Origin of the sequence: Pseudomonas sp. BF-B-30 (assembly GCF_019956305.1) — a bacterium.
In the GTDB taxonomy this organism is placed as follows: Bacteria; Pseudomonadota; Gammaproteobacteria; order Pseudomonadales; family Pseudomonadaceae; genus Aquipseudomonas; species Aquipseudomonas jessenii.
The window spans coordinates 140225-153414 of record NZ_JAHBDG010000083.1; the positions used below are offsets into that span (position 1 = coordinate 140225).

The window sequence follows — 13190 nt, forward strand, 5'->3', positions numbered from 1 at the left end:
TTGATATCGGCTTTTAATCGATTGTTTTTGTAACGGTGGATGTAAGGTGCTTTAAAAGCCGATATTTATCGGATATAAAGTCGCCACAGCCCACGGCGTTTACACATACGCTTCCATTTCTGTCAGGTATCAATGTCACTCCGGAGTCCTGAGCCATGACCACGTTGAACAGCACCCCTCGCGCCGACGGCTTCTATATGCCAGCCGAATGGGCACCGCAAACCCAGACCTGGATGATCTGGCCCGAGCGCCCGGACAACTGGCGCCTGGGTGGCAAACCGGCACAAGCCGCTCACGTGGCAGTGGCCAAGGCCATCGCCCGTTTCGAACCGGTGACCGTGGCGGTTTCCGCCGGCCAGTACGAAAACGCCCGTGCCCGTCTGGACGTACCGAATATTCGTGTGGTGGAAATGTCCAGCGACGACGCCTGGGTTCGCGACTCCGGTCCTACCTTCGTCATCAACAACAGTGGCGAAGTCCGTGGCGTGAACTGGGACTTCAATGCCTGGGGCGGTTTTGACGGCGGCCTGTATTCGCCGTGGAACCGTGACTCGCAGGTTGGTGGCAAGATCCTCGAGATCGAGCGCAGCCCCCGCTATCGCACCGAAGGCTTCGTGCTGGAAGGCGGTTCGATTCACGTCGACGGCGAAGGCACCCTGATCACCACCGAAGAATGCCTGCTCAACCGCAATCGCAACCCGCACATGAATCGAGCGGAAATCGAAGCGGTCCTGAGTGCAAACCTGGCTGTGGATAAGATCATCTGGCTGCCGGATGGCTTGTTCAACGACGAAACCGATGGCCATGTGGATAACTTCTGCTGCTACGTGCGCCCGGGTGAAGTGCTGCTGGCCTGGACCGATGATCCGCAGGACCCGAACTACCCGCGCTGTCAGGCGGCGATGAAAGAGCTGCAAAGCAGCACCGATGCCAAGGGGCGCCCGTTCACGGTGCACAAGATGCCGATCCCGGGTCCGCTGTTTGCGACCGAGGAAGAGTGTGCCGGTGTCGATCCGGTTGATGGTACGCAGGAACGTAATCCTATTGTTCGTCTGGCCGGTTCCTACGTGAACTTCCTGATCGTCAACGGCGGCATCATCGCGCCGAGCTTTGACGACCCGCAGGATGGTCCGGCAAAGGAAATCTTGCAGAACCTGTTCCCACAGCATGAAGTGGTAATGGTGCCTGGTCGCGAACTGTTACTGGGGGGCGGCAATATTCACTGTCTTACCCAGCAACAACCCGCGCCACACAAGGAGTGAGTGAGGTCGTAACAGCTTGAGTTGATTACGAAATCCCTCAGGCTGTCGATCAGCCTTGCGCATTGCACGGAGCCCGCGGCCCTACAGGCCTGCGGGCTTTTTTGTATCTGCCAGGCCACACTTCAGAAACCTTGGCACAGCTCTTGTATCTCCGCTGTTGTAACTCGGGGGAGGGAGGACTTCCATGTTCTGTCATAAACCTTGGATAAGTTAGCCGCTCACAAACCGGGAGAGAGCGCTGAAATGAACGCCGAAGTGAACGTAGTGAGCGACAAGGCGTTGCATCCCCTGGCCGTAAATAGCGAATCGCTCCAGATCCTGGCGCACTGGTTCAAGTCCAATGGAATGCGTCAGATCAGCGATACTGATCCGCGCCGGACAATGATCGAGCGTTACCCTGCTGGTTTATTCAGCGAAGCGGAACTGGATGCGTTGTGGGATGTGATGGAAGGATAAGAAGAACAACAACGGATTGAACAAAAAAAGCGCTGCCGGGATGGCAGCGTTTTTTTTTGCGCGCAGATTTATGCAATCACCGCGATCCCCTGTGGGAGCGAGCTTGCTCGCGATGGCGCCCGACCAGTCAGCATTTATATTGACTGACCCACCGCTATCGCGAGCAAGCTCGCTCCCACAAGGGAATGGTGTGAACCAGTGTTATTGGTTCACACCGGGATAAATGCTGTTTAGAAACTGTAGGTCCCCGTCACCACCAGACTACGCGGTGTCCCCGGCTGGATCTGGAATGCACTGGTTGCCGATTCGTAATACGTTTTGTCGCTGATATTGTTCAGCGCCGCGCGCAAATCCCAATCCTTCTGGCGGAAGCCTGCCAAGGCGTCCCAGCGACCATAACCCGGCAACACGGTGGTGTTGAGGTTATCGGCATAGCGGTCGCCAACCAGAGTCAAGCCGGTTTCGGCGTACCAGCCCATTTCCGGTTTCCAGGTCAGGAACAGGCTGCCGTTGTGCTTGGCCACGTTGTTGATGCGCTTGCCTTCCAGGCCGTTGTTGTCCTTTTCGATGGTTGCGTCCTGCAGACCCACGCCTCCGCGCATGTACCAGTTGCCGGTAATCCTGCCAGCGGCGGTCAGCTCGATCCCGCGAGAGCGTTGCAGCCCTGAAAGCAGGGTAATGGTCGGGTTGTTCGGGTCGCTGGTGCGACGGTTGTAGAGCTCCAGCTCATAGATGGCCAGCGTGGTGCTCAGGCGATCGTCGAGCCAGTCGCTCTTCACCCCGATTTCCTTCTGCCTGGTCCGCTCCGGGCTCAGGTCATTGCTGTTACCTGCCGCGCCCGGGGTGATGCCGATCAAGCCACCGCCGACCGGCGAGAACGTCTTGCTCCAGGAGGCGTAGAAGGAGTGATTTTGCAGCGGCGTCCAGACCACGCCAACGCGAGGGCTGGTGCTATGACTGTCACTGTCTTCGGAAATGTTGCGCACCTTGTTGGTCGATTCGATATCGAACGTGTCGTAACGCAGGCCGGCGAGCAATTGCCATTGATCGTTCAGGCGCAATTGATCCTGCACATACACCGCACGGCTCTCGACCTCGGTGTGGGTGTTGCTCGACACCACCATGCGCCCGGTATGACGCAAATTGCGGTCCGGGTTGTTCAGGTCCAGCGCCGGCACCGGTGAACTGCCCGGTCCGGAAGTGGCGGCGGTGTACAGCAGTGGGTCGCGGCGCTGGCTGCCGATTTCGATGCCAGTGAGCAAGCGGTGCTCCAGGCCGAAGGTATCGAAACCACCTTCCAGCTCGACGTTGTTGTAGACATTGCGGGTGTTCAGGTCCTGCTGCCAGTGCTGGCGCGTAACCTTGTTGGTGGCCGGGACATAGCCGGTCAAGTAAGTATTGTCGAAATCGCTGTCGAGCTTGAAAACACCCAGTGTCTGGCGCAGTTGCCAGTTGTCGCTCAGTTCATACGTGAGTTTCGAGCGCAGGGACTGCGCCTTGTCGTCGATGAAATCGTTTTCGCTGCCGTAGGCTGTATCGCGCCCCACGTCTGCCGGGCGACCGTTTACGCCGGGAATGCCACGATCCGGCGTGCGGTTGTAGCGGCTGTATTCGTACTGCACCAACCAGTTCAGGTCGGGTGTCAGCTGCCAGCTCATCGAGGGCGCGAACAACTGGCGATTGCCACTCACGCCATCACGGAAGCTGTTCTCGTCCATGTTGCCCATGTTCAGGCGCAGGCTGATGTTCTCGGAAGGGTCGGCGCTGAGGTCGGCATACAGGCTGCGCAAATCCTCGCTGCCGCCCTGGGCTTCAATGGTCGAGCGGCGACCGAACTCGGGCAGCTTGCTCACCCGGTTGACGATGCCGCCCTGGCTGCCACGGCCATACAGCACAGCGGCGGGGCCTTTCAAAACGTCGATGCGTTCGATGTTGTGCAGGTCGCGAACGTACTGGCTGTCGTCGCGGATGCCATCGAGATAGAAGTCGTTGCTGGCGTCGAAACCGCGGATGCGCAGGCTGTCGAAACGAGTATCGGCGCCGCTGCTGACGTTGGGGATACCGCTGAGCGCCGTGCCCAGATCGTTGGTGCCGTAATCCATGACGTTCGAGGTTTTGATCGAGTCGATGGCTTGTGGCACGTAGCGCACCGGTGTCGCGGTCCGGGTTGCTGTACTGGTTTGGGTTACGCGCGGGTCGTCGGCTTCAGCTTCGGCGCTGATCGATGTGGCAGGCAAGGTAGTCGGTGCAGCGTAGGAAAAACCGGCAGACAACAAGGCAGAAAGCCCAAGGCTGTAGGGCGCAAGGCGAAAAGGGGCAGGCATTGAAAAGCGCATCCGTAGAATTTTCAGGTTGAAGCGTGCAAGGGGCGCGAATAGTAATGCTTGTCATTTGCTGCTGTTAGATGTAATTGAGAATCTATATCATTTGATTGTTTCGAGTTGTGTCTGAGTTGATACAGAGGACTTGCGCAACCATTCGACCGATTCAAGCAACAGACTGAAAGCCAATCCGGCGTTTTTCCGGAGCCGCTGGAGCACTAACCTGCCGACATCGAATTTTCCTGAATTTCTGTCGGAGCCTTCCCATGATCCTGCATTACATCTACGACCCATTGTGCGGCTGGTGCTACGGCGCCAAACCGCTGGTGCAGGCCGCCCAGGCTGTGCTGCCCGTGATTGCCCACGGCGGCGGCATGATGACGGGTGCCAATCGGCAAAAGGTATCGCCACAACTGCGCAGTTACGTCATGCCCCATGATCGGCGCATTGCCGAATACAGCGGACAGCCGTTCGGTGAGGCCTATTTCGAAGGTTTGCTGCGTGATCACACCGCCGTGTTCGACTCGGCGCCACCCATCGCTGCGGTGCTGGCTGCCGAGCAAATGGGAGGTCGCGGGCTGGAGTTGTTGGGACGTTTGCAAAGTGCTCACTACGTGGAGGGGCGCCGCATCGCCGACGAATCGGTACTGTTTGAACTGGCCCACGGCATGGGGCTGGACCGTCAAACCTTCGAAAGAGCCTTCAGGGCGGCCGACACCGAAGGCCATATCAGGAACAGCCGGGCGCTTTTGGCCAAGGTCGGCGGGCAGGGCTTTCTGACCCTGGCGCTTGAGCACAATGAACAATTCACCCTGATCGATATCGGGCCGTGGCTGGGCAAACCCCAGGCATTTGCGCAGTGGCTGAGTCAGTCGCTGCCCGATCAGGGATCATCCATTTCCGTAGCAGCCTGCGGCCTCGATGGCTGCAGCAATTGAACATTCCTGCTGCGTAAAGCAATTTCTTAGACGGTTTTCGCCTATTTTTAGAAGATTCATGAAATTGACACATCGTTAAGGGCGCAGCTACGATCCAGCCCAACGCCTGTGGCCAACCGCCACGATCAAAAATTATAAAAAGGCCCGCCGCGAGAAATCGTGGGCGGGCCTTTTTGTTTTCGTCATGAAAAAAGAGCGCGATAGCGCCGTTTCGGCCGTTCGGCACAGCGCGTATCAACCGGAAATAAGGAAAAGAACAAAATGTTGAACAAGCGAATCAGCCTGATCGCTCTGGGGATGTTGAGTGCGACACAGGCCATGGCGAACGACCAGGCCGAATCCAAGGGTTTTGTTGAAGACAGTAGCCTCAAAGTGCTGCTGCGCAATGCTTACATCAATCGTGACTACAAAGACGGCAACCCGGATAAATCCGAGTGGGGCCAGGCGGCCATCGGCACGTTCTCGTCCGGCTTCACCCAAGGCACCGTGGGCGTGGGTGTGGACGCTTTCGGGTTATACGCTCTGAACCTGGAGCGCAACGAAGACCGTAGCGGCGCGCAAGGCATCGATTTCTTCAAAAAGGGCGACAGCGGCCAGCCGGCTGACGATCTGTCCAAGGGCGGCGCGGCGATCAAATTCCGCCTGTCCAGCACCACAATGACCTACGGCGACCAGATGCCGGCCCTGCCGGTACTGAACTACGACAATTCGCGCCTGCTGCCGGAAAGCTACACCGGCACCCTGATCACCTCCAAGGAGATCAAAGGGCTGCAACTGGACGCCGGCCGCTTCACCGCCGAATCGCGCAAAAGCGCCGAAGGCCGTGACAGCGGTGGCTTGAAGTCGATCAACGTCTTGGGCGGTAGCTACCAGTTCACCGAGCAATTCAAGGCCGCGCTCTACGCTTCCGACGTCGAAGACGTGCTGAAGAAACAATACGTGAACGCCAACTACGTGTTCCCGATCGACAAGGATCAGTCCCTGACCCTGGACTTCAACGGCTACCGCACCAAGCTGGAAGATTCCTACGTCCGCGAAAACGGTATCACTGGAGACGACAACAAGATCTGGAGCCTGGCGGCCACCTTCATCACCGGCCCGCACTCGTTCACCCTCGCACACCAGCGCAGCACCGACGACAGCAACCTGGGCTACGCCTACGGCGGTTACCAGAAAGATCAAGGCCGCATCGGCGACGGTGGCAACACCATCTACCTGGCGAACTCCTACTGGTCCGACTTCAACGCCGAAGACGAACGCAGCTGGCAAATGGGCTACGGCCTGGACTTCAGCACCTTCGGTGTACCGGGCCTGAGCTACAACGTGGCCTATGTGCGCGGTGACAACATCACCACCTCCACCAGCGAAGGCGGCACCGAGCGCGAGATCTTCAACCAGATCAAATACGTCGTCCAAAGTGGCCCGGCCAAAGACCTCAGCGTGAAACTGCGCAGCTCGGTCCTGCGCGTGTCGCAGAAGTCGAGCGAGTACAACGTCAGCGGCAACGAAGTGCGTGTGTTTGTGGATTTCCCGATCAACGTCTTTTGATGATGGGTTGTGGTCTCGAGGTCTGATGCAAGGCTGAGAAAAAAGAAGAAGCCCCGACTGGTTCGGGGCTTTTTGTGACTAATTGGAATTTTCCAAACGGCTCTTTCAATGGCAATGGCGATGCCCTTCAAGATTGTCGGAAGTCTCTGAGGGAAAAAGAGGATCCACCTGATTTCTCGTGACGATTCAACAGGCTGAAATAGCAGTTGTTACCGTGAGAGATCACCGAATGAAAGCTCCAGGGGTAAAGGAAGCTCCTGATCAGGAAAGCTGGAAGGATCTAGGTTTGCCGGATCTGCGAGACATATCAATACTCTTGGAAACCAAGGTGGTTCGAGAGCTACCAGGGGCCGTTGATGTCTGCTCCGCTCTAAGGCAGGTAGCGCTAGGTTTTGGATTGCATGAAGGGACTGACACGGTGCTGATCGAAACGCCATATTTACCCGTGACGGTTCGGCGTGAGCATCTACGTCACATAGTGGAAAAACGCCCTAACGCCCGAGAGCGTTTCACTGAATTTGCTGTAGATACGCTGAAGAATCCATTAGAAATCTGGCGGGTTTCCTACAGCGATGACTCCTATCGTCTCGCCTTCATTGGCGCATACCACACAAAGTACCAAATGTTGGTAGTAATCCATGTTGACCGTGGGTATGTACTTTGGAACTTCATGAACTGTGACAAAAAGGCGCTGAACAAGCACCGACACGGCGGGTTGGTTTATCAACGTTACCTATTATCCAAACAAAAAAAGCAGCCTGAGTAGGCTGCTTTTTTTGAGAAGCTTGCTTGATATTGTGCTCCCTCAAGCAAGGGAGAAGAGGTCTCACCCGAGCGCTGATTTTCAGGTCATCAACGGGGTTCCTAACGCCGACTATTGCCACCTGAAGGCAGTCGGTTTCGCGCTCTTGGGCAAATTCTCTGTCACAGATGATGTTTGTGTCAACCCGAGCGGTAGCCTTGTGGTGGTGTTGGTCAGATCGGCGAAGTCGCGCACATCGACATCTGACTTTTTTACGATGGGGACCATTACAAAATGGAGAAATTGATCGAAACAACAAGGGGTAATGATTCCTCGGCGGAAATGCGGATAGCTGGTGTGCGCAGTGAAACGGGCTTGCGCAATGCTTGATGCTCAAACCATTCGCAGGAATATCGACTCGGTTGACGAGGTGATCGAGGTTGCTGTGGGAGGTAACAGAAGGGGATATCGAACAAATCAGTTTCAGAAGGACTTGCTGGAGTTTGTTCGCGATATGAATGAGAGCCGCATCAGCTCTATCGCGCGGGGTAAGCCTTAACAAATGCATTCGCGATTCATCGCGAACGTGTCGTCCGCAGCGACATGTCCCGAAGACGTGTCGCAAAAAGTGGAAAATTGCGACACGTAAGTAATTGGATGACAGAAAAAACGGTATAGAGTCCTACTGTACTCATTACACCGCGTAACGAATGAAGTTCCCGCTCCCACCTTTATCCCTTCCAGCAAACTCCATAAATTGAGCTCCAACGCCTCTCCCATCATCCCGACGGGAAGGTCACTGGAGTTTCCCTCATGCCTTTCGTAACCGTACGCATCACCCGAGATGGCGTTACCACTGAGCAGAAAGCTCAGGTGATTGCCGAGATCACTGAAACACTGGAGCGCGTCCTCAACAAACGCCCTGACCTGACCCACATCGTGATCGAAGAAGTCGACACCGATAACTGGGGTTACGCCGGCATCACCACCACCCAGTACCGCAAGCAACTGGCTGAGGCGGAAGGGCAGTCATGACGTCCTCCGTCACCATCGATTTCATCTCCGATGTGGTGTGCCCCTGGTGCGCGCTGGGGGCGACGGCGCTGGAGCAGGCGATTGAGAACGTGGCCGGGGAAGTCTCGGTTGCGCTGACCTACAAGCCGTTCGAGTTGAACCCGGACATGCCGGCCGAAGGTGAGCAAGCGGTCGAGCACCTGATGCGCAAGTACGGGAGAACAGCCGACGAAGTCGCTGCCGGCAAGGCCATGCAGATCGCTCGCGGCGAGGCCATCGGCTTCAAGTTCGATCTGGAGAAGCGCACGCATTTCTACAGCACCTTCGATGCGCACCGTTTGTTGCTGTGGGCGTTGCAGGAAGGGCGACAAGTCGAGTTGAAGAAGGTGCTGCTACGGGCCTACTTCAGCGAAGGCCAGAACCCGAGCGATCACTCGACGCTGGTGCGTCTGGCGACTGAAGCGGGGCTGGATGCGACAGGGGCGAGAGAGGTGCTGGCGTCCGACGCATTCGCCAGCGAAGTGCGTGAGCTTGAAATGTATTACCGCCAGCACGGCATCAACTCGGTTCCGGCCATGGTGCTGAACGGTCGCCACCTGGTGTCCGGTTCGCAATCGGTCGAGTACTACGAACAGATGTTGAGACAAATGGCGAACGCCTGATTACAGATTTTCTACCCCACTTTTAATTGTCAGAGGTCTTCATCATGAGCATTTCGAAAAAAGTCATCGTTATCACCGGCGCGTCCCAAGGTCTCGGCGACGGTATGGTCAAAGCCTTTCGTGAACTCGGTTACCGGATCGTCGCCACTTCGCGCTCGATCAAGCCGTCCACCGATCCGGACATTCTCACCGTGGCCGGTGACATCGGCGAGCCGGAAACCGCCCAGCGCGTCATCCGTGAAGCGATTTCCCGTTTCGGTCGCATCGATACCCTGGTCAACAATGCCGGGATCTTCATCGCCAAGCCGTTCACCGCGTACACCGCAGAAGACTACGCCAATGTGTTGTCGGTGAACGTCAATGGCTTCTTCTACATCACCCAACTCGCCATCGCCGAGATGGAAAAGCAAGGCAGCGGCCACGTCGTCAACATCACCACCAGCCTGGTGGACCACGCCATCGACGGCGTGCCATCGGTGTTGGCTTCACTGACCAAGGGCGGCCTCAACGCGGCAACCAAATCCCTGGCCATCGAATACGCCAAGCGCGGGATCCGGGTGAACGCAGTCAGCCCGGGCATCATCAAGACCCCGATGCACGGCGAAGAAACCCATGCCGCACTGGGCAATCTGCACCCGGTCGGGCACATGGGCGAGATCGATGATATTGCGCAAGCAGTCGTGTATCTGGACGGCGCCAAGTTCGTCACTGGCGAAATCCTGCATGTGGACGGTGGTCAGAGCGCGGGACACTGAAAGCGTTTTTTCAAACCCCTGAAACAACAAAGCCCTCGTATTGCTACGAGGGTTTTGTTTGGAATAACCCATTTTTTTGGTAAGGATGGTCGAATTGAGAGCTCTCGGTTCCATAACCGTGAGTGGTGGGTGCAGCAGTTTCGGATGAAGGTCAGGGTGTGGAGCCAGGAAGCCAATACTTCGAAGGGCAGATTGAATCTGCTAGCGATCGCTTTTTTGTCGACGCTTTTGCCTATGCGGCCTTTTCATTCGTACGCCACACTCAATGAAGTAGCAAGGCAGCTAAATAGCCGCCCTCGAAAAACACTAAACTACGAAACACCCGCTGAACGATTTAGCCAATCTGTTGCGTCGACCAGTTGAATCCACAGCCAGAAGCGGCCAACCGCATCTGCTTTACCATGCCGTCGACCAGATTATTTTTCCTGTCCGAACCAGACTGTTGCGGCCAAATCCATCCGCACTGTATCTGCTCCTGCCTATTTACTACTGGTTAGCATTACTCCTCACTCACGGACTTATGCTCTATGCCGGATACCACTAACCTTTACCTGTTCATTGTTGCCGCCTTGCTGTTGTTGATCGTTCCTGGCCCTAACATGGCTATCGTCAGCAGCCATGCGGTTGCTCATGGATGGCGTGCCGGCCTCGCTGCAGCACTGGGAATAACCCTGGCCGATGTGCTGATGACCGTCATGGTTAGCGCAGGCCTCGGTGTGTTGGTGATGAGTTGGGCGCCGGCGTTTGACTTGCTGCGCTGGGCCGGGGCTTGTTATCTGATGTTGCTGGCGTGGCAGGCATTGAAGACTTCTACTTCGGATATTGAATCTCAAGCCACACAGGCCTCGCTGAAGAAGATCTTTGTCCGAGCCACGCTCAACAGTTTGTTAAACCCCAAGGCGCTGTTGTTCTTCATGGTATTCCTACCGCAGTTCGTCACCGTAGGCACCAGTAGTGTCACCTCGCAATTAATGTTCTTGGGTTTGTTGCTTGCGCTGATCGCATTGATCTTCCATTCCCTGCTCGGATTTTGCGCCGGACAGCTGCATGTGCGCTTTCGCGAAGGCATGATATCTAAACGCCTTGGTGCCTATAGCTTCGCTGCGGTGATGACAGCTCTGGCGGCACGGTTGCTTCTACTTGATCGACCATTTTAAAGGAGCGAGACATATCGGCTCGGCACAATTTTTCCTTGCTGATACGCGCTATCGAACACCGTGACCGAAACGATATGTCTGCTTATGGGACTTACTTCAGGTTGCCGCTTAGAAACTGCTTCAGGCGCTCGCTTTTGGGGTTGCCTAATACGTCCTCGGGCGCACCCTGTTCTTCGACCCGTCCCTGGTGCAGGAACAGCACCTGGTTCGACACTTTGCGCGCAAAGCTCATTTCGTGGGTCACCATGATCATGGTGCGGCCTTCTTCGGCCAGGCCCTGGATCACCTTGAGCACTTCGCCCACCAGTTCCGGGTCCAGGGCCGAAGTCGGCTCGTCGAACAGCATGATCTCCGGTTCCATGCTCAGGGCACGGGCAATGGCGACCCGTTGCTGCTGACCGCCCGAGAGAAACGCCGGGTATTGATCGGCAACCCGTGCCGGTAAACCGACCTTGTCCAGGTAGCGCCGGGCGCGATCCTCCGCGTCCTTCTTGCTGACGCCCAGCACTCGGCGCGGGGCCATGGTGATGTTGTCGAGCACGGTCATGTGGCTCCACAGGTTGAAGTGCTGGAACACCATCGCCAGGCGAGTGCGGATGCGTTGCAGTTCATTGGCGTCGGCCACGCGCATGCCGTGGTGGTCATGGACCATTTTAATCGGCTGGTTGTCCAGGCTCATGGCGCCGTCGTTGGGCGTTTCCAGGAAGTTGATGCAACGCAGAAAGGTGCTCTTGCCCGAACCACTGGCGCCAATCAGGCTGATCACATCGCCGGTCCTGGCGTTTAGTGAAACGCCCTTGAGGACTTCATGGTTGCCGTAACTTTTGTGCAGGTTTTCAACGGTCAGTTTGTACATGAACAAGCATCCTGAATTAGTGAGCCGGGCCGAGGAAGGACAACCAACGGCGTTCAGCCAGGCGGAACAGGCCGACCAGGGAGAAAGTGACTGCCAGGTAGATCAACGCGGCGATGCCGAACGACTGGAAGGTCAGGAAGGTCGCCGAGTTGGCGTCCCGCGCGACTTTCAGAATGTCCGGGATGGTCGCGGTGAAGGCCACGGTGGTCGAGTGCAGCATCAGAATCACTTCGTTGCTGTAATAAGGCAGCGAGCGACGCAGGGCGGACGGCATGATCACGTAGGTGTACAGCTTCCAGCCGGTCAGGCCGTAGGCCTTGGCTGCTTCGACTTCACCATGGGCCATGCTGCGAATCGCCCCGGCGAAGATCTCCGTGGTGTAGGCGCAGGTGTTCAGGGCGAACGCCAGGATGGTGCAGTTCATCGCATCGCGAAAGAACGCATCCAGCACTGGCTGAGCTCGTACCGCGGCCAGGCTGTATATCCCCGTGTAGCAAATCAGCAACTGGATATACAGCGGTGTGCCACGGAACAGGTAGGTGTAGAACTGCACCGGCCAGCGCACCCAGACATTGGTCGAGACCCGGGCTATAGACAGCGGGATCGACATCACGAAGCCGAAGAAGATCGAGGCACTGAGCAGCCAGAGGGTCATGGCCAGCCCGGTGATGTGAGTGCCGTCCTGGAACAGGAACGGTTTCCAGTATTCCTGCAGTAGCTCGATCATCGCACGGCCTCCCGGGTGCCTGCGGCGTAGAAGATTTCCATCCGGCGCAAGACGTAGTTCGAAACGGTGGTGATCACCAAATAGATCAAGGCGGCCAGTATCAGGAAGAAGAACAGCTGATAGGAGCTCTTGCCAGCGTCCTGGGCCACCTTGACCAGATCGGCCAGGCCAATGATCGACACCAGCGCGGTGGCCTTGAGGATCACCATCCAGTTATTACCGATGCCCGGCAGGGCAAAACGCATCATTTGCGGGAACACCACCAGGCGAAAGCGCTGGGCGCGGGTCAGGCCGTAGGCGGTAGCCGCTTCCATCTGCCCTCGGGGTACGGCAAGGATGGCGCCACGGAAGGTTTCGGTGAAATACGCCCCGTAGATGAAGCCCAGGGTAATGACCCCGGCGCTAAAGGGGTTGATTTCGATATAGTCCCAGCCCAGTGCTTCGGTCAGGCTGGTCAGCCAGGTTTGCAGGCTGTAGAAGATCAACAGCATCAGCACCAGGTCCGGCACCCCGCGGATCAGTGTGGTGTAGGCCTGCGCAGGGACGCGCAGCAGTGCCGATTTCGAAAGCTTGGCGCTGGCGCCGATCAGGCCCAGGCCAACGCTCACCAGCAAGCACAGAAAGGATAATTTGACAGTCATCCAGGAACCTTGCAGCAACAGCGGGCCAAAGCCCTTGAGGCTGAAGCCTGACAGCCCCAGGATCATCAACAGGTTTTCGAACATTGGGCAGCCCTACGTCAATCCAGAAAG

At 56.8% G+C, this 13190-nt stretch carries 14 protein-coding genes; 9 read left to right on the forward strand and 5 right to left on the reverse strand.

Annotated elements, in window-relative coordinates; translation table 11 throughout:
* Window positions 1–155 precede the first annotated feature (155 nt).
* Together aguA and KGB29_RS28415 are read left to right on the forward strand one after the other, a co-directional pair.
* Complete coding sequence (gene aguA, locus KGB29_RS28410) at window positions 156–1262, forward strand: agmatine deiminase (protein WP_154910725.1); 1107 nt, start codon at window positions 156–158, stop codon at window positions 1260–1262.
* Between the two features lie 243 nt (window positions 1263–1505).
* Window positions 1506–1718 carry a hypothetical protein gene (locus KGB29_RS28415; RefSeq protein WP_057712441.1) on the forward strand — a complete coding sequence of 71 codons (213 nt, stop codon included), beginning with the start codon at window positions 1506–1508 and terminating at the stop codon, window positions 1716–1718.
* Window positions 1719–1948: 230 nt separating this feature from the next.
* Here the strand turns inward: KGB29_RS28415 and KGB29_RS28420 are convergent, their stop codons facing one another.
* Complete coding sequence (locus KGB29_RS28420) at window positions 1949–4042, reverse strand: TonB-dependent receptor (protein WP_154910724.1); 2094 nt, start codon at window positions 4040–4042, stop codon at window positions 1949–1951.
* Window positions 4043–4305: 263 nt separating this feature from the next.
* Here KGB29_RS28420 and KGB29_RS28425 point away from each other — a divergent pair, with 263 nt between their 5' ends.
* From KGB29_RS28425 to KGB29_RS28450, 6 genes are all read left to right on the forward strand, one after another.
* The gene (locus KGB29_RS28425) at window positions 4306–4977 is read left to right on the forward strand and encodes a DsbA family protein (protein ID WP_223616504.1); all 672 of its coding nucleotides are present in this window, start codon (window positions 4306–4308) and stop codon (window positions 4975–4977) included.
* Window positions 4978–5238: 261 nt separating this feature from the next.
* Window positions 5239–6525 (forward strand): OprD family porin, encoded by a 1287-nt coding sequence (locus KGB29_RS28430; RefSeq protein ID WP_154910722.1) that lies wholly within the window; start codon window positions 5239–5241, stop codon window positions 6523–6525.
* A 178-nt stretch (window positions 6526–6703) separates the two neighbouring features.
* Complete coding sequence (locus tag KGB29_RS28435) at window positions 6704–7291, forward strand: PBECR2 nuclease fold domain-containing protein (RefSeq protein ID WP_223473864.1); 588 nt, start codon at window positions 6704–6706, stop codon at window positions 7289–7291.
* Between the two features lie 789 nt (window positions 7292–8080).
* Complete coding sequence (locus tag KGB29_RS28440) at window positions 8081–8302, forward strand: tautomerase family protein (RefSeq protein WP_008046542.1); 222 nt, start codon at window positions 8081–8083, stop codon at window positions 8300–8302.
* On the forward strand, window positions 8299–8943 hold the full coding sequence (locus KGB29_RS28445; protein WP_154910721.1) for a DsbA family oxidoreductase: 645 nt from the start codon (window positions 8299–8301) through the stop codon (window positions 8941–8943). The genes KGB29_RS28440 and KGB29_RS28445 overlap by 4 nt, the downstream gene beginning before the upstream one ends.
* 44 nt (window positions 8944–8987) lie before the next feature.
* Window positions 8988–9698: an SDR family NAD(P)-dependent oxidoreductase gene (locus tag KGB29_RS28450; protein WP_057712436.1), complete on the forward strand. Its 711-nt coding sequence runs from the start codon at window positions 8988–8990 to the stop codon at window positions 9696–9698.
* On the opposite strand, the gene KGB29_RS28455 is transcribed toward KGB29_RS28450, so the two are convergent.
* Window positions 9680–9934: an Abi family protein gene (locus KGB29_RS28455; protein WP_411740520.1), complete on the reverse strand. Its 255-nt coding sequence runs from the start codon at window positions 9932–9934 to the stop codon at window positions 9680–9682. The two genes, KGB29_RS28450 and KGB29_RS28455, sit on opposite strands and share 19 nt — an antisense overlap.
* Before the next feature lie 291 nt (window positions 9935–10225).
* On the opposite strand from KGB29_RS28455, the gene KGB29_RS28460 reads away from it, so the two are divergent.
* A complete protein-coding gene (locus KGB29_RS28460; RefSeq protein ID WP_154910719.1) occupies window positions 10226–10855 on the forward strand; it encodes a LysE family translocator in 630 nt (209 codons plus the stop codon).
* A gap of 91 nt (window positions 10856–10946) precedes the next feature.
* Here KGB29_RS28460 and KGB29_RS28465 read toward each other — a convergent pair whose 3' ends face one another.
* Genes KGB29_RS28465 through KGB29_RS28475 form a run of 3 tightly spaced genes read right to left on the reverse strand, consistent with a single transcriptional unit; the run spans window position 10947 to window position 13163 of the window.
* A complete protein-coding gene (locus KGB29_RS28465; protein ID WP_102671510.1) occupies window positions 10947–11711 on the reverse strand; it encodes an ABC transporter ATP-binding protein in 765 nt (254 codons plus the stop codon).
* 16 nt (window positions 11712–11727) lie between these two features.
* Entirely contained in the window at window positions 11728–12438 is a 711-nt protein-coding gene (locus KGB29_RS28470; protein ID WP_057712433.1) for an ABC transporter permease, read from the reverse strand.
* On the reverse strand, window positions 12435–13163 hold the full coding sequence (locus KGB29_RS28475; RefSeq protein WP_057712432.1) for an ABC transporter permease: 729 nt from the start codon (window positions 13161–13163) through the stop codon (window positions 12435–12437). Before KGB29_RS28475 ends, KGB29_RS28470 begins: the two co-directional genes overlap by 4 nt.
* Window positions 13164–13190: the final 27 nt, after the last annotated feature.

Coding starts and splice junctions, on each gene's coding strand:
- aguA (WP_154910725.1), top strand. CDS start 156: ATGACCACGTTGAACAGCACCCCTCGCGCCGACGGCTTCTATATGCCA.
- KGB29_RS28415 (WP_057712441.1), top strand. CDS start 1,506: ATGAACGCCGAAGTGAACGTAGTGAGCGACAAGGCGTTGCATCCCCTG.
- KGB29_RS28420 (WP_154910724.1), bottom strand. CDS start 4,042: ATGCCTGCCCCTTTTCGCCTTGCGCCCTACAGCCTTGGGCTTTCTGCC.
- KGB29_RS28425 (WP_223616504.1), top strand. CDS start 4,306: ATGATCCTGCATTACATCTACGACCCATTGTGCGGCTGGTGCTACGGC.
- KGB29_RS28430 (WP_154910722.1), top strand. CDS start 5,239: ATGTTGAACAAGCGAATCAGCCTGATCGCTCTGGGGATGTTGAGTGCG.
- KGB29_RS28440 (WP_008046542.1), top strand. CDS start 8,081: ATGCCTTTCGTAACCGTACGCATCACCCGAGATGGCGTTACCACTGAG.
- KGB29_RS28445 (WP_154910721.1), top strand. CDS start 8,299: ATGACGTCCTCCGTCACCATCGATTTCATCTCCGATGTGGTGTGCCCC.
- KGB29_RS28450 (WP_057712436.1), top strand. CDS start 8,988: ATGAGCATTTCGAAAAAAGTCATCGTTATCACCGGCGCGTCCCAAGGT.
- KGB29_RS28460 (WP_154910719.1), top strand. CDS start 10,226: ATGCCGGATACCACTAACCTTTACCTGTTCATTGTTGCCGCCTTGCTG.
- KGB29_RS28465 (WP_102671510.1), bottom strand. CDS start 11,711: ATGTACAAACTGACCGTTGAAAACCTGCACAAAAGTTACGGCAACCAT.
- KGB29_RS28470 (WP_057712433.1), bottom strand. CDS start 12,438: ATGATCGAGCTACTGCAGGAATACTGGAAACCGTTCCTGTTCCAGGAC.
- KGB29_RS28475 (WP_057712432.1), bottom strand. CDS start 13,163: ATGTTCGAAAACCTGTTGATGATCCTGGGGCTGTCAGGCTTCAGCCTC.